The 22071-nt window shown below is 62.6% G+C and carries 12 protein-coding genes; 1 reads left to right on the top strand and 11 read right to left on the bottom strand.

Features of this window, described 5'->3' with window-relative positions:
- Positions 1-49 precede the first annotated feature (49 nt).
- Positions 50-361 (bottom strand): helix-turn-helix domain-containing protein, encoded by a 312-nt coding sequence (locus K419_RS0106820; RefSeq protein ID WP_026840934.1) that lies wholly within the window; start codon positions 359-361, stop codon positions 50-52.
- A gap of 29 nt (positions 362-390) precedes the next feature.
- On the bottom strand, positions 391-2655 hold the full coding sequence (locus K419_RS0106815; RefSeq protein ID WP_026840933.1) for an alpha-amylase family glycosyl hydrolase: 2265 nt from the start codon (positions 2653-2655) through the stop codon (positions 391-393).
- A 742-nt stretch (positions 2656-3397) separates the two neighbouring features.
- Between K419_RS0106815 and K419_RS0106810 the strand changes: the two genes are divergently transcribed.
- Positions 3398-5872, top strand: coding sequence for a methyl-accepting chemotaxis protein (locus K419_RS0106810; RefSeq protein WP_026840932.1), 2475 nt, complete (start codon positions 3398-3400; stop codon positions 5870-5872).
- A 186-nt stretch (positions 5873-6058) separates the two neighbouring features.
- On the opposite strand, the gene K419_RS0106805 is transcribed toward K419_RS0106810, so the two are convergent.
- The 9 genes from K419_RS0106805 to K419_RS24355 form a co-directional block, all read right to left on the bottom strand.
- Positions 6059-6850 carry a sulfite exporter TauE/SafE family protein gene (locus K419_RS0106805; protein WP_026840931.1) on the bottom strand — a complete coding sequence of 264 codons (792 nt, stop codon included), beginning with the start codon at positions 6848-6850 and terminating at the stop codon, positions 6059-6061.
- Positions 6851-6975: 125 nt separating this feature from the next.
- Positions 6976-7302 carry a type II toxin-antitoxin system HicB family antitoxin gene (locus K419_RS0106800; protein ID WP_026840930.1) on the bottom strand — a complete coding sequence of 109 codons (327 nt, stop codon included), beginning with the start codon at positions 7300-7302 and terminating at the stop codon, positions 6976-6978.
- A complete protein-coding gene (locus K419_RS21720) occupies positions 7299-7553 on the bottom strand; it encodes a type II toxin-antitoxin system HicA family toxin (protein ID WP_035496958.1) in 255 nt (84 codons plus the stop codon). Before K419_RS21720 ends, K419_RS0106800 begins: the two co-directional genes overlap by 4 nt.
- 59 nt (positions 7554-7612) lie before the next feature.
- On the bottom strand, positions 7613-8365 hold the full coding sequence (locus K419_RS0106795) for a UbiA family prenyltransferase (protein WP_026840929.1): 753 nt from the start codon (positions 8363-8365) through the stop codon (positions 7613-7615).
- 1 nt (position 8366) lies between these two features.
- A complete protein-coding gene (locus K419_RS0106790) occupies positions 8367-9734 on the bottom strand; it encodes an alkaline phosphatase family protein (protein WP_026840928.1) in 1368 nt (455 codons plus the stop codon).
- Positions 9712-10821 carry a metabolite traffic protein EboE gene (gene eboE / locus K419_RS0106785; protein ID WP_026840927.1) on the bottom strand — a complete coding sequence of 370 codons (1110 nt, stop codon included), beginning with the start codon at positions 10819-10821 and terminating at the stop codon, positions 9712-9714. Before eboE ends, K419_RS0106790 begins: the two co-directional genes overlap by 23 nt.
- Before the next feature lie 15 nt (positions 10822-10836).
- On the bottom strand, positions 10837-11595 hold the full coding sequence (locus K419_RS0106780) for a YdjY domain-containing protein (RefSeq protein ID WP_026840926.1): 759 nt from the start codon (positions 11593-11595) through the stop codon (positions 10837-10839).
- Positions 11596-11751: 156 nt separating this feature from the next.
- Positions 11752-12420, bottom strand: a complete 669-nt coding sequence (locus tag K419_RS0106775; RefSeq protein WP_026840925.1) for a PEP-CTERM sorting domain-containing protein — start codon at positions 12418-12420, stop codon at positions 11752-11754.
- Between the two features lie 49 nt (positions 12421-12469).
- Positions 12470-22063 carry a PKD domain-containing protein gene (locus K419_RS24355; RefSeq protein ID WP_026840924.1) on the bottom strand — a complete coding sequence of 3198 codons (9594 nt, stop codon included), beginning with the start codon at positions 22061-22063 and terminating at the stop codon, positions 12470-12472.
- Positions 22064-22071: the final 8 nt, after the last annotated feature.

Genomic DNA, 22071 nt, shown 5'->3' with positions numbered 1-22071 from the left:
GCAATGAGGGGGGAGTAATCGTGTGCCGTGCAACAAACGATCTATATCATCAGTGCTGCGGCACCAGCTTTATCTCAAGTTTACAATTAACAGCCGCAGCGTATTTGCGAAGCATTTCCAGAGATGGAGAATGCCGGTGAGAACAAAGCGACGCTTCAACCCTTGCCAACGATGGCTGTGATACACCCATCTTGGCGGCAACCTGTTCCTGGGTAAGCCCCGCTGCTTTACGTGCTTTAAGCAGGACATCTAACGCGGCAAATTCATCTTCCAAGGCTTCCCCTTCCTGCTTGAAGCTGGGATCTTGAAGCTCTTGCTCCAGTTTGTTCTTGGGATGATACGAAATTGGTTTATAGCTCATTACCAAATACCTCCTTCTGACGGGCGCTGCTACGCCTGATCGCTCTCCCATTTGTAAAGAAAGCAGCTCGAACTGGGGAGATCGAAGTTGCCGAAACGGCCGTCATAACTCTTTATGGCGGCTGCGTCGCTCACGGAATTGCTTCCTTCGGGCGCGATGTCGTTGGCGTTGTCGGCATCGGCTAGTTTAAGCCAGGTGCCCCGTGCTCCCAACTCCAGATCCACGCTCACCGTGCGGTTCTCGAAGTTGAGCAGCACCACCATGGCGTCGTGTGCAAACTTGGTCGGCCATAGGCGCCACCCGAGGACCAAGCTCCCACCGCCGTGGCGCCCATCCATCCAAGGTCCCAGTATCCAGGCGAACTGCCCCGTCTCAGCAGGGCTGTACCCCTCGATCTGCAGCGCGGGATAGCGACGGCGCAGCCGGATCAGCCTGCTTGCCCACCGGAAGAACCCGTTGCTGCCGGGTCCATCCTTGGGCCAGTCGAAGCTCACGATGTTCCTGTCCCGCTCGACGTTGAATTCGCCCCCCATGTAGAGCATCGGAATCCCCAGCGCCGTCATGGTGCAAAACAATCCCAGCCTCGCCTTGCGCTCTTTGGTTGCGGGCTGATCCAGGGCGGGGTTGGTTTTGACCTCGTAGCTCACGCTGCTTTCGTCATGGCTTTCGACGTAGTTGACCGCGTTGTCGGTGTGCGCGGCGTAGAGGGACTTGCTGAAGTAAAAGATGTCGGCGAGTTTGTCGGCGTTGTAGAAGTTGCTGTTGTCGAACACCCCTTCGCGCAAGAGCGCCTTCATCTTGTCGTGGAACGGGTCGGACCACTGGGAGAAGCCGTCGTACCCCGAGCGGTTCAGGTCCTGCTGGTTCGGGAGGTTTTCGGCGATGAGTACGACGGATGGGCAAAAGGAGGTAAGCTCCCGCGCCAGGCGCAGCACGAAGCCATGGTCCATCCAGTCGGTATGGGTCGCATCGAAGCGGAACCCGTCCACGTGATATTCCACCAGCATCAGCTTGCAGGCGTCGATCAGGAGGTTCTGCACGTCCTTTTTTTCGGTCGCGACCCTGTTTCCCCACCGCGTCTTGCCGCTGTAGTAAAGCCCCCCCTCCTCCGGGTTGAACTCCTCGTCCGGGTGCTCCAGGATCATTTTGTACAGGGGGTTGAAGTCGTTGCTGGTGTGGTTGAACACCTCGTCGAGGATGACGGCAAGCCCCTTGCCGTGGGCGCTATCTACCAGCTGCCGCAGGTCGTCGCAGCTGCCGAAATCGCGCTCAACAGCGCAGAAAAGGGACGTGCTGTAGCCGAGAACCCGGGAGCCCTGCGGACCGGGGTACTCGGCAAGCGGCATCAGCGCCAACGCGGTCACGCCGAGATCGTTGAAGTAGCCTTGGTCAATGCGCTCGGTGATCCCCGCGAACTTCCCGGGATTGACTATCCCGTTGTCCCCCTCGGTGAAGCCGTACACGCTCATTTCGTACAGGATGAGCTTGGAGCGGTTGGGCGTGTGCCAGTTCTGATCGGTCCAGGCAAAGGTCCCGGCGTCTACTACCTTGCTGTTGTTCATGCCGTAGTCGGGGCCAAGCTCTCTGGCATAGGGGTCGGTGAAGTACCGCTGGAAGCGCCCCTTGTCGTCGCTGGGCACGCCCCCCTGGACGCAGAACTTGTACTCGTCGCCGGGTTTTGCCTGCGGCAGTACCAAGAGCCAGGTGTTGAGGATGCCGAAGTACCCCCGGTACAGTTTTAGCTCGCAGAACTTGGCGGGAAGAGGCGTGTTGTGACCGGGTCTTTGCCAGTCGTTGAAGCTGCCGAACACGAAGACGCGGCCGGCGTTCGGGTGGTAGAGACCGAAGAGCACGCCGCCGCCGGCAAGGGGGGTGGCGCCCAGCCCGGACAGGGCGCCCGAGTCGGGCAGATAGATTCCCTTGGCGGGGGTCAGGCTTTTGAGGAAATTCGCAGCCGAGCCGGCTTCCGGAGCCGCCGGCAAGGTGGGATAGATAAACGCTTTGCCTCCCCGGCACCAGATCTCCGTCATCACCTGGGTCTCGGGCAAACCCTTCAGCGGCCTGAAGCGCCGGTCCAGGCCAGGGCCTTCCCATGCGCTGGAGGTGCCGGGGCCGTTCTTGAATTTGAAGGAAAAGTCTGATCGCTTGACGTCGACGTCGAACACAGTGCCAAAGCCGTCCGTTCCGGTGGCCTTGAAGTCATCCGCGGCAGCCGCCCCTGCATACCAGACCCACAGGTAAGGATCAGAGAAGCCTGTCGAATTGTCATAGTGGATGCTGACGTGTATTCCCATACATCCTCCTTTCGCGTTTGAACTCTCCTTTGCTCAACCTCCCACGTAAGATACTGAAGTTTGGTTAGAACTATATGTCAGCAGGTCGGCAAGTCAACTCTGCGAACAGGCAAGACAGCTTAGGGTATTCTTTAGCTTTCTCTATGGCTGTAACGTAACAATCTGATCAGACGCATCGCTCCAAAAAGAGCCAACAACGCTGCCAATCGACTACTTCCACACCGCTACTTTGCAACACCTCGTACTGCTTTCCACCCTTCCAGCTAAAGACTGACTACCCTTCTCATCGAAATCTACGATATCCCCACTCACCCCCCTCCGCCCACCAGCGGACGAATTATATTTGCCTGGCTCCCAAGCTTCAGCTTGGTAACAAGAGAATGAAAACAAGCGCTGTAAAATGTATTACAAATATTTTCAGCGATTTGTATATCTTACGATGTGGACCAAACAGTATTCTTACTGTATTTCAGCTTTTGTATTACATTTTGTAGTCTCACATCTAATACATTTTGCAGTCTACAAGCATGAATATTTATGAATTGCAAATTTATAAGCATTTTTTTCCTTCACTTTATCAGTTGAAAACCGAAGAAGCGTCTACAACAACGAAACACACACTTCGAAATATCATAAAATGTAATACAAAACTGGATCAGCCGGTGCTCAAGACAGAAGCATAATAAATTCGATTTCCTCGGGTCATCCGATCTTCAATTAACAATCAAAGGATAGGGAGTGCATGAAAAATCTAAACGTAGCTAAGAGAATCATGTTCGGCTTCGCTGCCGCAGGGCTGCTGTGCTGCTTGGGATGCTATGCGGCACTGCAAGGTTCGGCAGCCGTAGCGGCGAGCGCCTGCGCGGCGGTGCTTTTGGCCATCGTCGCGCTGGGGACATACCTGGCACGCAGCGTCGCAGGTGAGATGGCGTCGTTGCAGCGGCAGGGCGCAGAGACGCAGGCGGAGATGGAGCGGCAGGCCTCGGAGACGCGGGCGGAAGTGGAACGGCTCACGGAAAGAAACGACTGGTTCCGCGCCATCATCGATGCGGTCCCCTTCCCGGTCCACGTGACCGACAACGACATGAACTGGACCTTCATGAACAAGCCGTTCGAGCAGCTTTTGGTCCGCGAGGGGCGCATCAGGGACCGCGATTCCGCAGTGGGACTTGCCTGCAGCAACGCAGCAGCCAACATCTGCAACTCGGAAGGGTGCGGGATCAAGCAGCTGCACAAGGGGGTAGCGGAAAGCTACTTCGACTGGTGCGGCTCGGGGTGCAAGCAGGACACTTCCTACCTCATGAACCGCAAGGGGGAGAAGATCGGCTACGTCGAGGTGGTCACCGACCTGACCGCCATGATAAGGAACCGCGACTACAGCAAGGCCGAGGTGGAACGGATGGCGGCGAACCTCACCAAGCTGGCCCTGGGGAACCTCGACTTCGACCTCAAGGTGGCGGAGGCCGACGAGCACACGGTGCAGGCGCGTGAGGACTTCCAGAAGATCAACGACAGCCTGACCAGCGTGAAGGACGCGGTGGGCGCCATGATCGAGGACACGGAGAAGCTGGTGAGCGCGGCCCTCGCCGGGGAGTTCCAGACCCGTGCCGACGCCTCCAGGCACCGCGGCGAGTACCGCGCCATCGTCGATGGCGTGAACAAGACACTCGACATGGTGGTGGACAAAAACGACTGGTACGAGGCGATCATCGATGCGGTCCCCTTCCCCATCCACGTGACCGACAACGACATGAACTGGACCTTCCTCAACAAGCCTTTCGAGGCGCTGCTGGTTAAAGAAGGGCGCATCAGGGACAGGGTGACCGCGCTGGGGCTTCCCTGCAGCAACGCCGCCGCCAACATCTGCAACTCGGAAGGGTGCGGCATCAAGCAGCTGCACAGGGGGGTAAGCGAGAGCTATTTCGACTGGTGCGGCTCCGGATGCAAGCAGGACACCTCCTACCTCTTGAACCGCAAGGGGGAAAAGCTCGGCTACGTCGAGGTGGTCCAGGACCTGACCGCCATCATCAGGAACCGCGACTACACGAAGAGCGAGATCGAGCGCATGGCGGTCAACCTGCAGCTCCTGGCCCAGGGGGATCTGGACCTGAACTTCGCCATCGGGCAGCCGGACCAGCACACCAAAGAGTCGCACGCCGACTTCCTGCGCATCGACGACAGCCTGAAGAGCGTGAAGCAGGCGATGGACCGCATCATCTCCATAACCAAGGAGATCGCGGACGGGAACCTCACCGTCGAGGTGACGCCGCGCTCCGAGAAGGACGAACTGCTGAAGGATCTGGCGGGTATGGTGGGAAAACTTTCCGAGGTGGTGCTGGACGTAAAGGTGGCGGCGGACAACGTAACCCTGGGGAGCAAGGAGCTGGCGCAAAACGCGGAGAATACCTCGCAGGGCGCCACCGAGCAGGCGGCTTCGGCCGAAGAGGCCTCAAGCTCCATGGAGCAGATGAGCGCCAACATCAGGCAGACCTCCGACAACGCCTCGCAGACGGAGAAGATCGCCGTGAAATCTGCGGCGGACGCCCAGGAAGGTGGCAAAGCTGTGGCCGAGACGCTTGCCGCGATGAAGGAAATCGCAGGGAAGATCTCCATCGTCGAGGAGATCGCGCGGCAGACCAACATGCTGGCTCTCAACGCGGCCATAGAGGCGGCGCGGGCCGGCGAGCACGGCAAAGGGTTCGCGGTGGTCGCGGCCGAGGTGAGAAAGCTTGCCGAGCGGAGCCAGAAGGCGGCGGGCGAGATCTCGACCCTGTCCACCTCGAGCGTGGAGATAGCGGAAAAAGCCGGTCACCTTTTGGGTGAGATCCTTCCCAACATCCAGCGGACGGCGGAACTGGTCCAGGAGATCAGCGCCGCCAGCAGGGAGCAGGACGGCGGCGCGCAGCAGATCAACCAGGCGATCCAGCAGCTGGACCAGGTGATCCAGAAAAACGCGGCGGTGGCCGAGGAGATGGCCTCTACCGCGGAACAACTCTCCTCGCAGGCTGGGCAGTTGCAGGGAACCATCTCCTTTTTCCGGGTTAACGGCGCGGCTCACGAAGGGGAGTACAGCGGCAAACGGAGCGCCGCCCACTCGTCTTTGACCTACTCCGGATCCGCGGCCAAGGCGGTCGCCAGCAGGGGGCAGAAACGAGCGGCGGCGATAGAGACCGGCATAGCGATCAAGCTCGACCACGACGCCTTCGAGCGGTTCTAATCCTCAACAAAAAAGGGCCGCCTCTCCCGTAATGGGTGGAGGCGGCCTTCTTCGTTTCCCCATCTCGTCAGCTCCCGCCTCCAAGGTCCATCCTTTGAATTAAGCCTGGCGCCGGAGTCTCCTCCGCGAGTTTCACGTACGTCGCGAAAGCCTGGTCCAGCTCGCCATGCAACTGCATCGACAGCGTCAGAACAGGCTCAGCAGCATCTTGGTCCCCATCACGAGCAGGAGCAGCGCGAAGAACCTCTTCAGCAGGTCGATGGGAAGGGAATGCGCAAGTTTGGCGCCCAGGGGCGCAGTCATGATGCTGGCCACGGAAATCCCTGCCAAGGCGGGGAGATACACGAAGCCGAGGCTGTATTGAGGGAGGTCCGCGGACCAGCCGTTGACCAGGTACCCGGCCGCCCCGGCCAGGGCAATGGGAAAGCCGACCGCCGACGAGGTGCCGATGGCACGGGGGATGGCTACGTTGCACCAGACCAGGAAAGGAACGGTCATGGTACCGCCGCCGATGCCGACCAGGCTGGAAACGCCACCGATGATGCCGCCGACGCCGGACATGGCGGTAAGTCCAGGGAGCTGGCGCTGCGCTTTGGGCTTGATGTTGAGCAGCATCTGCGCGGCGACGTAGTACAGGAAGACGACGAAGAAGCCCTTGAGGAAACGGGTGGAAAGTTGGGAGGCGACCCAGGAACCGGCGAAGGTGCCGACCAGGATGCCGGCGCTGATGCGCCGCACCACCGTCCACTCGACGGCGCCCCGGCGGTGGTGGGCCCTAAGGCTGGAGACCGAGGTGAACATGATGCTGGCAAGCGAGGTGCCCAGGGCCAGGTGCAGGATGTGCGCCTCAGGCAGGTGCTGCGCGGTGAAGATGAAGGTAAGGACCGGTACGATCACGAGGCCGCCGCCCACTCCGAGGAGGCCGGCCAAAACCCCGGCAAAAGCCCCCAGGGCGACATACGAAAGCCAGATAGTCATTAGCATTCTCACGGTACCATTTTTGGCAAGGCATAATACGCGGGACCGTGTGGTTTTTCAAACAGCAAATAAAAAGACGGAGTGAAAAAGACAGAAATAATGACTTAGGAAAGGGACGTAATGAATCAGTCCGCTTTGGAGAGGACGTCTGCGGCCCATTGATTCAGGCTCATGCCATGTGCTTCAGCCATCATTGCAGCTCGGGCATGTACTTCAGGAGGTAACCTGAGCATCAGTTTACCGGAATATGCTTTTTGAGGTGCTCTGCCGATCTTTTCACATGTGGCGATATAGTCATCCACAGCCTCTTCAAAAGCAGCTTTGAGCTCCTTTACCGCCTCGGCGTGAAACCCTATCACATCGTTGATACCGGCAATGCGGCCGGCAAAGCAGCCATCTTCATCGCTGTATTCGATCTTCGCGGCGTAACCTCTATGCATCATAGTGCTCATGGCTTTACTCCAGCATTCTCCAGGAAAGTTCTCGCATCACGAACTTGGTACGCTTTTGCTTCCTTGGCGGGATGCGGACGATGAAAGGTGCCGATAATTCCGTTCAAAACGAAGCGGACGCGGGAACCGCATCCCTCGATCGTTTCTGCGCCTAAGGCGATGAAAAGGCTCTCGATGCGTCTCCATTCGAGCGCGGCAGGTACAGGCACCGTGAAGATGGCGTCCAGAGTTTCCCTGTGGGCCTTGTTCATTTGGTAGATGGTAACAGCAGCTGAAGAGTGTTGCAATCATTTTTTGATATCACGCTAGTTCAATCCCCCCGCACGAAACGCTGGCCGGCGAGGGTGAGGAAGAAGCCGCTCAATCCGGCCAAAAGCCAGACCGGTTCGACTAAAAGCATGAGCATCACTCCGTCTAGAAGCGAGATCCCTGCCAAAAGCAGGGGCATGGCGGGGAAAGGCAACGGCGTCTCCCTGCTGTTGTCGTAGCGCGCGAAAACGCTCAGGGCGACGACGTAGAAGAACTGCGCGCCCCCGGCAAGCAGCACCGCCTCGGCCACCTTCCCGGCGAGGGCAAAACCAGCAACGACGAAGACCAGGAAACGGCAGCCGGCCATGAGCAGCACGCTGAAGGGGTTCTCTTTGTGATGGTGGTCGTAGGCGATAATCACCGCGAGCAGGCAGAGAGCGGCAAGGCCTCCGCGCAGGTCGGGGGCGAAGACGAGGGCGCCTAAACCGGCGCAGGACAAGGCCACCGTCAGTGTGAGCGCCGCGCGCTCGGAAACGTCGCCCCGGGGAATGGGGCGGCTGGGGCGGAACATCCGGTCGTGCTCGCAGTCGCACAGATCGTTCAGCACCATTCCCGCCAGGTAGAAACAGGATAAGGAAAAGGCCAGCAGGAGAAACAGGCGGCAGGAGAGCGGCGCGCCGCTTAAAAGGCTTGCGGCGAGGACATTGGTCCATACGGTGGGGAGGTTGCTCACCCGGCAAAGGGTAAGGTACGCCCTGAACCTGGAGTGACGCGGCAGCACGACGGCGCCGGCTGCAGAAGGGTCTTCGGCCATGTTAGTCCGCCTCCAGATGGCGCAGCAGCAGACTGTAGACTTCGGTCGCATCCACGCTCCCCGCATCGAGGAGCTTCGGCTCCGTGGTCATGAAGATGGGGCCGGCGGCGGGGTCGTCGGTGACCCGGCCGTGGGAGCCCCGCACCAGTGTCGGATCAAGCGGTATCACGTCCATCAGGTAGCGCAAACCTAGAAGCTTCTTTGCCAACGTCGCGGCGATCTTCACCTTCGGGAGCCTGATGGCGGGATCGAGGAAGAGCTCGCAGGGGTCATAGCCGGGTTTCGCGTGGATGTTGACGGTGCGGGCGTAGTCGGGAGCCCTCGCGTCGTCGAGCCACCAGTAGTAGGTGAACCAGCTCTTCGCGCCGGAGACGAGCACCAGTTCGCCCGAGCGCTCGTGATCAAGGCCCGCCCCCTTCTTCCCCTCCCCGTCCAGTACCTCTTCCACCCCCGGAGCTCCCTGAAAGAGGGCGCGCACCGCCGGAACGTCGCGCGGGTCGCGGACGTAGACGTGAGCCACCTGGTGGTCGGCAACGGCGAAGGCGCGGCTGGTACCCGGATCCAGGTATTCCCGCCCCCGGTCGACCTTGAGCGACAAAAGCCCCGCTTCGCGCAGCACCCGGTTCGGGTGCACCGGGCGCTCCACTTCGGTGATGCCGTACTCGGAGAGCACCACCACCCGGCAGCCGCGCCCGCTGAAGAAGTCGAGCAATCGCCCGCAGAGAAGGTCGATCTCCCCCAGGTCGGCGGAGATATCCCCCCCGGCCCCCAGCTTCTGCAGGCAATAGTCGAGGTGCGGCAGGTAGACGAGCTGCAGGGTCGGGCGATAGGTTTCCTCGATGGACATGGCGGCCTTGCCGATCCAGTCGCTGGAGACGATGGAGGTGGCAGGCCCCCAGAACTGGAACAGTGGGAACTGGCCTAGCTCGGAGTTGAAGCGGTCGCGAAGGTCCGCGGGGATGCTGTAGCAATCGGGGAGTTTCCTGCCGTCGGCGAGATAAAGAGGGCGCGGGGTGATCGCGTAATCGACGTCGGTCACCATGTTGTACCACCAGAAGGTGTTGGCGCAGCTAAAGGAGGGGTCGCGCCTTTTCGCCTCGTGCCAGATCTTCTCCCCCTGGACCAGCCGGTTCGACTGGCGCCAGAAGAAGACCTCCCCCAGCTCACGGAAGTACCAACCGTTGCCGACGATGCCGTGCCCGGCAGGGAGCTTTCCGGTCAGGTAGGTGGATTGGACCGAGCAGGTGACGGCAGGCGTTATGCTTTTTATGTCGGCGCTTGCGGCGAGAAGCTCACGCAGGCGCGGGGTGCCGTCGCCGATGAGCGTCCGGGTAAGGCCCACTACGTTAAGGACGACAGTCCGTTGCATTGACGCTCCCCTGCAGCCACTGGATCTCGCGGATGATGGACGAGGAGAGATCCTCCGACCGCAGCTGCGGCGGCAGCACCCCCCAGCTATAGGTCTCGACTTCCAGCAGCACGTCCCGGTCCAGAAGCGGCAAAAGCTTCTCCGCAAAACCGCGGGTGGTGCCGAGGGATCCTGCTTCCTGCAGGAATACCGGCACATGGAAATGACAGCGCCACTCGTCCCCCCCCTCTCCCCGGTGCTGCTCCAGGGCGGCGGGGAGGTCGTTGTAGCGGATAAGCGTGCCGTCCCTGCAGCGGATCACCACCTGGTGCAGATAGCACGGCTCGGCGAAGGAAGAGAGCGCAGCGCGGTCGCCATGCCCGGCGGAGAGCGCCGAGGAGACCTGCACCTTCCCCAGCCGGATGCCGCTGTCCGCCAGGAGCGACAGGGCCGATTCCGGTTCCTCGAACTGCTGCGCCAGATGACAGCAGTCAAGGCAGATTCCGACCCGCTCCCTAAGCGGTGCGGGAAGATCCATCTCCTCCACGAAACGCACCAGATCGGCCGTCGTCTCCAGAACGCAGGCGGGCTCCGGCTCCAGGGCGAGGACGATGTCGACCCCCGTCTCCTCCTTCAGGGAGTCCAGGTGCGTGAGGACCTGCAGCACCCGGGTCCGGTACTCGGCTGGGGAGAGGATCGCTTTGAATCCGATGGGGACGGTGGAGATGGAGCCGGTCATCCCCGCAGGGAGCCACTCGGCAAGAAGGTCAGCGAGGAGGTTCGTGTATTCGGCCCGCTCCCGGCTGTGCCAGTCGGGGAGATAGACCTTCTGTTTCACCGCCTCCCCGTGGAAGGCGCCGTAAACGAAGCCGTTGATGGTGGGGACATAACACCCCTCCTCGCGCAGCCAGCTCGCGAAGGAGGCGCGCCCCGCGGCGAGGAGTTCCCTGGCGGCGCGGGCCGACAGGCGCAGCCCGATGGGAAAGCGCGCATCGGGTGAAACGGCCTGTTTCACCTTGGGAACATGCTCCTGCAAGGCCTTGAAGGTCTCCTCCCAGGATTCGCCCGGGTGGATGTTGCTGCAGTAGGTGATGATGCGGGAGTTCATGTCGAGCCCTCCTGGTTACGGGGAGAGGTGGATCAGCACGGTCACCGGCGTCCCAACGGGGGGGACGGCGCTCTCCCTCGCGTACCATATCTCGTCGTTCGCACCTTCCTGGGAGCTGTTGTCTATCATGGCCACCGGGTCGTGGTACAAAGCGGCAATGGAACCGTCGCTTTGGGCGGCAAAGACACCCTCCCTCACCAGCGAGCCGGTGAAGATCCACTTCAGCTTCGGGACATCCCTGCGCTCCCCGGCCACCTGGAGCATCAGCCACTGTTCGGTCTGCACCCTCTTCCCGTCGGAAAGCTCAAGCGACAGCTCCACCGTCTCGCCCTCCGGGGTCTCGGCCGCCCCCTGGGCCGAAAGCGCTTTGCGCCCCCCTTCGAGGCCTAACAGCAGACAGGCGAGCTGCAGGTGGTAGGGCTGGACCCTGGTGCGCAATAGGCTCTCGTGTGTCTTGCCGCCGGCCTTCACCAGCAGGTACTCCAAAAGCCCCTGCTTCATGTTCACCTCGGCAGGAAAGGAGATGCTCCTGGCGGCCTTGTCGATCATGATCACCCCCAGCCGGTACTTCCCCGGCGCCACCTTTTGCACGGCAGGAACGGCGTAATCGCGGGAGATTTCGCCCGGGGGAGCCAGCAGCGGCGCCTGGTTTTCAGGAACGGGGGGCGCCGGGATGGGCTGAGGCGCCTGCGCCCCGGGCGCGGCAGCGGGCAATAAAGTCGACATGGCAAAAGCGAGGGTGGCTGCGGCTAACAGTCTTCTTGCAGAGCGCATGATTTCGTCCCTATCTGGTTAAAGTCTTGTGTTAAATCAATCTTTCATAAAAGCTAGCTATCTGTCAATACAGTTAAAAAAAAGGCGGGAAGATGAATCCCGCCTTTTCCAGGTACACGATGATAACAGGTTATGAGTAATCAACAACTGCCGGTACTATGTGTTTTTGCGTTTCCTGGCATAGATTGCGAAAATAGAAAATGCCGATCCGAAAAGGATGAATGTCGACGGTTCGGGAACAGGATTTGTGCCTGCATCTTCTATCCGCAATGAGCTCACGTAGTAGATGACGCTGTCGGGTAACAATTCGAACTGCTGAAAGTCGGGCTCAAGCAGCACGGCGTCGTGGTGCCAGATGTAGCCGGGGCCCAGGGGAAGGACATCGCTCGCGCTGAAGCTCACCTGCGCCGTCTGCCCCGCCAGCAGATCGAACCTCCATCCCATGGCGACCGCCACGTCCCCCCCGCTGGTTACGGAGTTGTCCAGCGAGCCGGCCAGGAAGTTACCGGCGATGTCGAACGGGTCGCCCACCTGGTAGGAGAACCTGTCGTCGAAGCTTCCCTGCGTCCCGGCCGTTTCGGGGTAGAAGCCGGTCAGCTCTACGTCGAGGTCGTTGTCGATGAAGGCCAGGATGTTGTAGCTCCCGGCAGCGGAATAGCTGCGGCTGAAGGTACCTAACCCGGCGAAAACTTCGGGACCGAACGCGTCACCCGAAGGGGTGATTTCGTTCAGATAGGTGGAGCTGTTGCTGACGACGAGCGCCTGGGCGCTGGTTGCCGCTAAGAGCAGCAAGGTGCAGATCATCAAAGTAATCATCTTCTTCATGGCATATCTCCTTTTCCTGTGCCGGCTGAAAGCGGCGCCGGTTGGTCGACTAGAACAGTGAAACCGGTTTAGCGAATACCACCGGCGAACTGCAGAAGCCACCCGTCGGCTGCAGCTTTTCGATGCGGTAGTAGTAGGTCCTGCCGTTAACGAGGCCGGTATCGGTGAAGACGGGGTACAGGTTGCTGTAGCCGCTTCTCACCTTGACGAAGCCTGAGCTCGCCCCCTCGGTGCTGCGGTAGATGTCGTATTTCGTGGTCGGCGTGTGCTCCGCTGCCGACCAGTTGAGCTGGACCGCGCCGGACTTCGCCTTGGCGATGAGCGAAGTGAGGCATCTCGTCGTGCTGACGGCGACCCAGGCGCGGTCGGAGCCGCTCGCTATCCCGTCGTTTACGGTGACGACCACCGTGTAGGATCCGGCCACCGCATAGATGTGGCTCAAGTTGAAGGTTTTGTCCGGGTTTAGGGGGAGCGGCTGGTCGCCGCCTCCGTCGCCGTAGTTGACGGTGGCGCTCCAGGAGTCGGCACCCGGGTCGGTGAAGTAGCCCGAACTGGTGAAGGTGGCCCCATCGGCAATGGAGCCGTCAGGCCCGGCGTTGACGACCGGGGCGACGTTGCCGACGGTCACCTTGGCGGTGGCCGATCCCACTCCGCCGTCGTCGTCGGAGACGGTGACCTTGAGGTCGTAGACCCCGTCCCGCGGATAGACGTGGCTCAAGGAGAACGCCTTGCCGCTGAGCGGGAGCGGCTGCACTCCGCCGCCGTCACCGTAGTCGACCGTGGCGCTCCAGCTGTCGGTGCCCGGGTCGGTGAAGGAACCGGCAGCGGCGTAGAGTGCCCCTTCCTTGATGGCGGCGGCCGGAAGCGGGTTCACCGCCGGAGCCACGTTGAGCACGGTAACGACGGTGTCGCGGAGAGCTTCGAGGCTGCCGTCGGAAACCTTGAGGGTGACCGTGAAGAGCCCATTGTCGGGGCGGCTGAAGAGCGGCCGCACCCCTGCCGTCTCGAAGCTTCCGTCGTGATCAAGATCCCAGGAGTAGCTCAGGGCGTTGCCATCTGTATCGGTGGAACCGCTGCCGTCAAGTTGCAGCGTGCTCCCCTCGTCGACCGTGTAGGGGCCGCCGGGGTTGGCGCTGGGGGTGCTGTTCTGAAGCACGGTGGCCGTGGTGAAGCCGAAGGCCTCAAGTCTCCCGGTTGGGCTCATCACGCCGTTGTCGGTTACCCTGAGCCCTATGTTCTTGATGCCGGTCGTGGTGAAGGTCACCATCGGCGTGGCACCGGTCACGTCGCCGTAGACCCGGTCGCCGTTAACGTCCCACTCGTAGAGGGTGATGAGGTCGGTGGGATCGATGTCGAACGACTTGCTCCCGTCGAGGGCGCACGGGACGTTGACGAAACAGGTGTACGGCCCTCCGGGGACAGCCACCGGCGGATGCGGCGGCACCGCGATGGTGATCTTCGCCGTGTCGGTGGACGACTTGGGAGGATCGTTGTCGTCGGTCACCCGGAGCGTCACGGTGATCACGCGCGGCAGCGTGTTTTCTGGGTAGAGCTGCCGCGTGTAGGTATGGGCCGCCTTGGGATCGGGGCTCGCCACGTCGAACACCCCGTCGCCGTCGAAGTCCCACTCGTAGAGCACGATCTTGCGGAACGGATCGAGGTGGTAGGAGCGCGAACCGTCCAGGGTGAGCTCGACGTCCACCCCCCAGACCCGGTCTTCGCCCGCATCGGCGACCGGCGGCTGCACGAACAGGGTCGGGGTGAGGATGAGCACCGACCACGCGTTGGTCAGGTCGTAACCCACGTACCATCCCGGTTCCTGGTCCTGCGGCCAACCGCCGTTGGACTGCTGGCGGTTCACCAGCCGGCGCGCCATGCCGTTGACGTTGTCCTTGTACCAGTCAAGCCCGGTCGCGGCCAGGTTCACCACCGGCTTGGGTTTGGCCGAGCGCATCGCCTTGGCGAAGGCGTAATGGCCGTAGTAGCTGAAACGGTTGTTGAGGCTGCTGTTGGGGAACCACCAGGGCTTGGTCCAGTTGTTGGCGATGTAGGCCTCGGCTGTCTTCCACCTGGGGTCGCGCTCGTCAACTGTCGTGTCCGGGTCGTCGTAGCCAACCATGTCGTCGAAGGCGAGTTGCACCATCCCGGAGGGGGTCGTGTTCACGCCGTTCCCCCTGCCGCTGTAACCGAAGCCGGTCCCGTCGTAGGAGTAGTCGAGCCAGATGCTGTTTCTCTCCTTCACCCACTTGGGCACCTGGATCTTCCAGACTTCCTCCGCGGCCAGGAGTCCGACCGCCCCCCACTGCGCCGCGGAGTTGTCGATGCCGCCGTTCCAGGAGTACTGCCAGCCGCCGCCGCCAGTGCCGTCGGTCTGCCCCCAGGAGTAGACGTCCACCATGTCAGTCAAGAGGTCGAAGTAGCTTCTCCCCATGACCCCGCTCGGGCCGGTAATGGCGTAGGTGTTGCGGCTGCCGCTGGCCAGGATGCTGTCCATGACCTGCCCCACCTCGTAGATGGGGCGTGCCTCTACGGTCTCGATAGCGAGGCCGTTGCCGTTGCTGTCCGGATCGCCATAGGTCTGCGATCCGATCGCCATCTGGCGCAGGCGCGAGGCGGTGAAACGCAGCCCCCGCGCCACCGTCTCCACGTAGGGGTCTTTGCGGACGTCGCCCAGCTCCAGGTGTCCGTTCACCTCGAAGGCCTGTACGGCCGACGCGGTCGGGGACGATGTGTAGAGGCCGCTGATGCCGCCGCCGGCGTCGCCGTTCCACCCCCCGGCGTTATCCCAGTAGCCGGCGTCTATGACTGCGTCGCCGTAGGTCCCCTTGGTGAAGTAGGAGCGGGTCTGGTTTGTGTGCAGCCACCAAAGCCCATCGTCGATGGCAAGGTTGATCTCGATGTCGAGCGATTTGGGACGGATCCTGACCTGGTACTGGTCCGAGGCGCTGTTGCCGAGCGCATCGGTCACGGTGAGGGTCGCGACGAAGGGCTGGCCGTCGACGCCGTTGTAGGTGTGCTTCGCCTGGATGGCGCGCGGATCGGTCGCCGTGCCGGTTGCGTCGGGGGTCGTGTCGCCGAATTCCCACCGGTAGGTGAGCGGCGGGTGCAGCGACCAGGCTACGCCTTTCAGGGTGATCTCCTTGCCGCTCCAGGTGTCGTGCGGCATCTCGTTCACGCCGGAAAATTGCCACGGCACGCAGGAGACGACCGGGTTCGCGCTCACCGTGGCAGTCGTGCTGTCGACGGAGGTGTGCCCAGCGTAGTCGGTAACAGTGAGGGTGACGCTGTAGACCCCGGCCTGGGTATAGCGGTGGTCGACCCAGGGGTTGCGGGTGCTGAGTCCTTCACCGTCGCCGAAATCCCACCGGTAGCTCTTGATGCCGAAGTCGTCGGTGGAGGCGCGGGCGTTGAAGCGGGTCGGTATGTCCTCGTTGGTGAGATACGGCCCGCCGGTATGCGCCACCGGGGCCTCGCCCGGCACGACCGTCACCGTCGCCGCGTCCGTAACCGACTGCTGCGCGTGGTCCGTGACCGTCACGGCCGCGGTGTAGCTTCCGGGAGCGCCGTAGGTTGCCTGCAGCAGCGGCTTGGTGAGCTGCGGCGATGCGGGAAGCTGCAGAGCGCCTGCCGGGGTGGTGAAGTCCGAGAGGAGGAAGAGCCCGCTGTGCAGCGACGCCCCCAGGCGCAGAGGGGTGGCGTTGGAGAAAGTGGATTCGTAGAGCTTGGTCCAATCGGCGGCGCCGGTGACGCGGTAGTAGTAGACGGCGCCGCTGGCTTTCAGGTCGATGCGGACGTCGTAGCTTACGTTGTTGGCGAAGGAGCCAAAGCTGCCGCGGTTGATGTTGCTCTCATAGACATGGATCGCGCCGTTGTTGAAGTAGAGGGCGTGGTAGTACTGGTCCATCCCGAAGCCCGCGCCGACGCTCTTCAACCCCCACATCAGGTATCTGCTGCCGTTGCTGGTCGCCTGCAGCGAGACGCGGCCGGTGTAGCTGTCGCCGGCGTTTCTGGGGGCGCTGCCGTTGCTGATCAGGTACCGGTTCCAGTTGTTGTAGTCGCCGGTGATGAGCACCCCGTCGGGGGTCCGCTCGAAGGGGGTGAAGGACCACGAGGGGCTGCCGGGATCCCACTTGTAGCTGTAGATGCCGAAGTCGTCGGTCGAGGCGCTCGCGTCCAGCGTCACCGGGAAGCCGACCTCGGTGATCTTGTCTGCGCCTGCCGAAGGTACCGGGGGCTGGTTCCCGGCCACCACGACGTCGACCGTCGCCGACTGGGCCTGCTTGCCGTTGTCGGTCACGGTGAGGGTCGCCTTGTAGGTCCCGGCCGCGGCGTAGATGTGGGTCGGCTTGGCGCCTGTGCCGGTGCTTCCGTCCCCGAAGTTCCAATCGTATTTCCAGATGCCGTAGTCGTCGCTGGAGGCGCTGCCGTCGAGCGCTACGGTCCAGTTCCCGCCGCTGGCGGCACTCTCGTCCACGCTGTAGGGGCCGCCCGGACGCGGCACGGGGAAGGCGTTCGTGCTCACGGTGGCGCTGGTCGAGGCGCTGTGGCTTAAGAAGGCGTGGTCGCGGACCGTGAGGGTCACGGTGTAGACCCCTGCGGCCGAGTACTGGTAGGTCGGCGTGGGGCCGCTGCCGGTGCCGCCGTCGCCGAACCGCCACTGGTAATCGTAGATGCCACGGTCATCGGTGGAGGCGCGGCCGTCGAAGTTGACGGTCCACTTGCCGGCCGAGGCGGCACGCTCGTCCACAGCGTAGGGGAGCCCCGGGTTCGCGATGGGAGCCGCGTCCCCCTTGGTGGTGACCGTGGTCGTGGTGCTGTTGGAGAGGCCGGCGCGGTCGGTCACCGTGAGGGTGACGGTGTAGGTGCCGGCGCCGGTGTAGACGTGGGTCGGTTTCACGCCGGTACCGGTGCCGCCGTCGCCGAAGCTCCAGGCGTAGGTCTCGATGCCGGTGTCGTCGCTGGAGCCGGAGCCGTCGAGGGTGACGGTCCACTTGTTGGCGTTGGCGAAGCTCTCGCTGAAGGTGTAGGGGCCGCCCGCTGCGGCAACCGGCGCGCTGCCCTTGGCCGCGGTGATCTGGGTGGCGGCGCTGGCGCTTTGCCCCACCTTGTCGGTGACCTTGAGGGTCACCGGGTAGCTACCCTCCAGCACGGTGAATTCGGGCGCCACACCCGTCCTCATCGAATACTGGGTGAAGTTGTCGAATTTCACGTCGGTAAGGTAGGTGGTGAGGCCGACCTTGCCGTTCAAGTAGGTGCTGTCGGTGGCGTCGATATAGAGGACGCCGTCCACGTAGCACTTGATGCTGTTCTTGTACGCCTCCACCTTGAGCCGGTAGGTCGTGTTCAGCTGCGGCGTGAAGGGGAGATAGGCCTGGGCCAGCTGCGTCGAGCCCCCGTTCACATACCGGTACAGCAACAGGTCGTTCAGCCCCCGCCCGCGGAAGATGAACTCGTAGTGGTTGTCGGTGTCCTGGGCGCGGAAGATGAGGAGCGCTTCCTGCCCGCTGCCGGAGACGAACCGGAAGTCTGTCTCCACCGTGTAGTCGGCCGTTTTCTTGTCGCCGGTCAGGGTGTCGGCCCGGCTCAGCGAGGCGTTGGTCTGTTCGTAGGCGCCGCCGTTGACGGTCCAGGTACCGGCGGCGGGAATCCAGCCGTTCGCGTTGCCGTCCTCGAAGTCGTCCAAAAGCGTGCTGCCGAGGAACCACTGATAGCTCGCTATCCCGAAGTCGTCGCTGGAAGCCGAGCCGTCGAGCTTCGCCGTGTAGCGTCCGAAGGTGGCGTCGGCCTCCCCTATTGAGTACGGGCCGCCGGCGTTCGCCACAGGGGGAGCCCCCATGACGGTGACCTGGGCGAAGTCGCGGTCCGTTCTCGACTGCAGGTCGGCGACGGTGAGCATCGAGGTAAAGCGACCCTCGCTCAGGTAGGCATGGTCGACGACCGCGCCGGTACCGGTCCCCGCGTCGCCGAAGTTCCAGCTGTAGGAGGCTATCGTCGCTGGGTCCTTGGAGAAGGAGCCGTTGAAGTTGGCGCTTTGCCCCACCTGGATCGTCTGCCCCTTTGGCTGCGCGTCCGCTATCGGGAACGACGCCGGTTGCGGTGACGGGGGCGCCGCGATGGCCAGGAGCGCGGCGCTTGAGTTGGCGGTACTGATGGCGGTGCGGGGGCCGAAGGTGCCGTCGCCGTTGCCGGGATAGAAGTACATCCTGTACCCGGTGTACTCGGAGAGGACGATATCGGCCTTGCCGTCGCCGTTATAGTCGTAGGCGTCCATGGAGTTGTGGTACCCCATGTCGAGCGACGGGACCGCGACTGCCGCGAGGAAGGTGCCGTCCCCCTTCCCCTTGAGGAGGTAGGCGTCGCCGTTGGAGCTCCCCGAGACGATGATGTCGGTGTTGCCGTCGTTGTGGAAGTCGGCGGCGGCAAGGGCGTAGTTGTCGCCGGCCGAGGTGGTGGCGGTCCCTACCTTCGAGCCGGTGAACTTCCCGGTGCCGTCGCCAAGGTACACCCAGACGTCGTTGGTACCGTAGAAGGAGACGGCCAGGTCGAGGTTGCCGTCGTGGTTGAAGTCGGCTGCATCCATGCCGCGCCCGGTCCAGTTGTAGTTGAAGCTCGAGCGGGTGAACCCGCCGGCGCCGTCGTTCAGGAAGACCGAGCAGGTGTTGGTGTTGCCGTTGCCGGCGAAGTCCAGGAGGCCGTCGTTATTGAAATCGCCGACAGTCATGTCCATGGCGTAGCCGCCAGGGTTGCTGTGGGTGCCGACGATGCCTTTGTAAGTGAAGTTGTCGCTGCCGTCGTTGCTGTAGAGGTAGTAGGAGCCGTTACCGCGCCCCCCTATGAAGTCGAGGGTGCCGTCGCCGTCGAAATCGCCTATGGCGATGCCGCGCGAGGTCCCCCCTCCCAGGTAGAAGCCGGTCCTCTGGTAGTTGCTGAAAGTGCCGTCGCCGTTGCTCTTCGCGTAGTAGACCCAGGAGGAGTCGTCTATGGCGAGGACGAAGCTTTTGGAATAGTTGTCCGGGGTGGCGGCGGAGCAGTCGTCGTCTTTTCCGTTATGCACGATCTCCTTCTGCGCCGGGTTCATGTACGGGTTCGTGTCGTCGCAGTCAAGCGAGTTGGGGACGTATCCCGCCGGTTGCAGACAGGCCTGCTGGGACTGGGCCACAGTACCGTAGCCGTCGCCGTCGGCGTCGCGGTAGTAGGTGGTCAGGGTGTTCCCGACGGCGGGGTCGGCGTCGTTGCAGTCGAGGCTGTTGGCGACGTAGCCGGCAGGCGCCGAACAGGCGACCTGCGCGTTCATCGGGTCGCCGAAGCCGTCATGGTCGAAGTCCCGGTAAAAGGTGATGCTGGGGGCGCCCACCGTAGCGTCGGCGTCGTTGCAGTCGAGGCTGTTGGAGACGAAACCGGCCGGGGCCGAGCAGGCGATCACGGAGCTGTTGGCGTTGCCGAGCCCGTCAGCGTCGCTGTCGCGGTAGAACCTGAGGGTCGCCTGGCCGATGGCAGCGTTGCTGTCGTCGCAGTCGAGCTTGTTGGTGACGAAACCTGCCGGCGCCGCGCAGGCCTGGGTCACCACCGAGGGATCCCCGAAACCGTCGCCGTCCAGATCGCGGTAATAGCTGATCGTCGTCGCAGGGTCAAGCGGATCGCAGTCGAGGAATACTGTGACCGCGCGCGCCTCGACGGCGGGCGGGTTGTCGACCTGGTCGTCGCGCACCGCTACCATGACCTTGACGGTCCCCTTGAAACCGGCCGGCGGCGCATAGAGATAGCCGGTCCCGGTGCCGACCGGGGCGCCGTCGACGCTCCACTGGTAACTAAGCGCCCTCTGTTCGGGGTCGTCCGCGGCCACGGTGAAGGAAAGCGGGACCTTCACGCTCGCCCTCGGCGCCTTGTCCGCGGGCGTGAACGAGGTGATGACCGGCGGGAGGTTCGAGGCGGTGATGACGACCTTGGCGTAGGCGATCGAACTGTTGCCGGCCGGGTCGGTGACCTTGAGCCCGATCAGCCCGCTGAAGGGCTTGCTCCAGGTATGGACCACGGTCTTGCCGGCGGCATCGTCGAAAACGCCGTCTCCGTTGAAGTCCCAGCCGTAGACCAGGGTGTCGCCTGTATCGGGGTCGCTGGATCCCCCGCCGTCAAAGGTGACCTGGCTGCCGGTAGTGCCGTTGTAGGGGCCGCCGGCGACCGCTTTCGGGTGGTGCGGGGTAAATTCCGTGGAGAGGTTGTTCATGGTCGTCTGGATGCCGAGGTCGAAGCTCTGGATGCCTGAGTAGGCGGCATCCGCCTTGGCAGCGAGGTCGGCGATGGAGGAAGCCATGGTGAAGTCGGCCGCCGGGACCGAGATGGAGACGATGTACTGGGTGAGGAGCGTTATCCGCTGGTCGCTGAAGCCGGCAGCCTTAAGCGAGGCCGCCTCTTCGGCGGTGAGACCCAGGGCCGCGACCCGGTCTTTCAGCCCCTGCATGTCGCTCACCTTGATGACCGTGTTCGCTACCCCCTGCGCGGTCAGCACGTCCTTCAGGTATTGCAGGTCCGAACTGAACCCGGCGAGGTTGGCAAGGAGCAGCAGGGAGTAGGTCCTGGTCTGCTCCAGTTGACGATAGGCGTATTCGTAGTTGGAGACGGCGACCGCCCCCTGGTACTTCTCGTAGGACTGGCGCAGCGCCTTGACCAGCGCCGCCTGCTCCACGGCGCGGTTGGCGATCTTGATGAGGGCGTATTCCCTGGGATCGGTCCCCTTCACGTAGAAGGGATAGGACTCGGGCACCGAAGTCGCGGCGAGTTCGGCATTGATAGCGGCGTAGTTCAACCCGACCATCTCGGTAAAGAGCGGATCGGCCGGGTCCTCGTACAGGTCGTACCAGTGTTTGGCGATGTTCCCGTAGATCCCCGAGGCCTTCTGCGGATTGGTCGTGGGATCGAAGCCGCCGATCAGGTCGGTCGCCTTGGCGATGACCGCGCCGTTATAGTCGGTCGCGATCCCGGTGATGTTCCCAAGGACCCCGATAGCGGCGCCGACGACGTCGCCCGACATGAGGCTCAAGGCGGCGCCCATCGCGTCGAGCAGGTCGCAGCCGGCCTTCCACTTGGCGATGGCGTCGGAGGCTCCCTGGGAAATGGCCAAGGCGCCCGCCTTCATCGGGCCGGGGTCGACCGGGGGGTGCCCCTGGTCGATGATCCTGAAGGCGAAGCCGCTGCCGGCCGCATTCACCAGGTCGGCGCCATTGAACTTGTGGTCCAGGTTGTTGTCGAGGACGATGTCGAACTCGCCGACGAACATCTTGGCAGGCGTCGCGATCACCACCTGATTGGCCACCCCGAAGACGCCGCCCATCATCTCCGTCTCGACCCTGTTCTCCGAGCCCATCACGTCGGCCAGCGCCTCGCCGCCGCTCCAGGTGCGGTTGGTCATCACGTAAAGGTCGGCACAGGGATAAAAGCCGCAGCCGTTTAACATACTGCCGCTGAGCCCGGTCCCTGCCGCGCAGACGAACTCGCTTTTATCGAAGACGCTCTTTTGGTTCGCGAACGGATCTCCGCCGCAGGCGTAGGTCCAAACCTCGCCCCGGGCCGGGAGGGCTGAGCATAGTAAGAACAAAAAGAACAGCAAGGTCCCCAGGGTCCCGTGTTTGCTCAAGGATTGTCTCATGAGATGCC

It is taken from the genome of Citrifermentans bremense R1, assembly GCF_000426865.1.
Lineage (GTDB): Bacteria > Desulfobacterota > Desulfuromonadia > Geobacterales > Geobacteraceae > Geomonas > Geomonas bremensis.
Note: the sequence above shows the minus strand (reverse complement) of the source record. Positions and strands in the feature narration are given on the sequence as shown.

Bases quoted from the DNA above. Each gene is read 5' to 3' on its own strand.
- K419_RS0106790 (WP_026840928.1), bottom strand. From the start codon at position 9,734: ATGCAACGGACTGTCGTCCTTAACGTAGTGGGCCTTACCCGGACGCTC.
- K419_RS24355 (WP_026840924.1), bottom strand. From the start codon at position 22,063: ATGAGACAATCCTTGAGCAAACACGGGACCCTGGGGACCTTGCTGTTC.
- K419_RS0106800 (WP_026840930.1), bottom strand. From the start codon at position 7,302: ATGAGCACTATGATGCATAGAGGTTACGCCGCGAAGATCGAATACAGC.
- K419_RS0106780 (WP_026840926.1), bottom strand. From the start codon at position 11,595: ATGCGCTCTGCAAGAAGACTGTTAGCCGCAGCCACCCTCGCTTTTGCC.
- K419_RS21720 (WP_035496958.1), bottom strand. From the start codon at position 7,553: ATGAACAAGGCCCACAGGGAAACTCTGGACGCCATCTTCACGGTGCCT.
- K419_RS0106815 (WP_026840933.1), bottom strand. From the start codon at position 2,655: ATGGGAATACACGTCAGCATCCACTATGACAATTCGACAGGCTTCTCT.
- K419_RS0106810 (WP_026840932.1), top strand. From the start codon at position 3,398: ATGAAAAATCTAAACGTAGCTAAGAGAATCATGTTCGGCTTCGCTGCC.
- K419_RS0106805 (WP_026840931.1), bottom strand. From the start codon at position 6,850: ATGACTATCTGGCTTTCGTATGTCGCCCTGGGGGCTTTTGCCGGGGTT.
- K419_RS0106795 (WP_026840929.1), bottom strand. From the start codon at position 8,365: ATGGCCGAAGACCCTTCTGCAGCCGGCGCCGTCGTGCTGCCGCGTCAC.
- eboE (WP_026840927.1), bottom strand. From the start codon at position 10,821: ATGAACTCCCGCATCATCACCTACTGCAGCAACATCCACCCGGGCGAA.
- K419_RS0106820 (WP_026840934.1), bottom strand. From the start codon at position 361: ATGAGCTATAAACCAATTTCGTATCATCCCAAGAACAAACTGGAGCAA.
- K419_RS0106775 (WP_026840925.1), bottom strand. From the start codon at position 12,420: ATGAAGAAGATGATTACTTTGATGATCTGCACCTTGCTGCTCTTAGCG.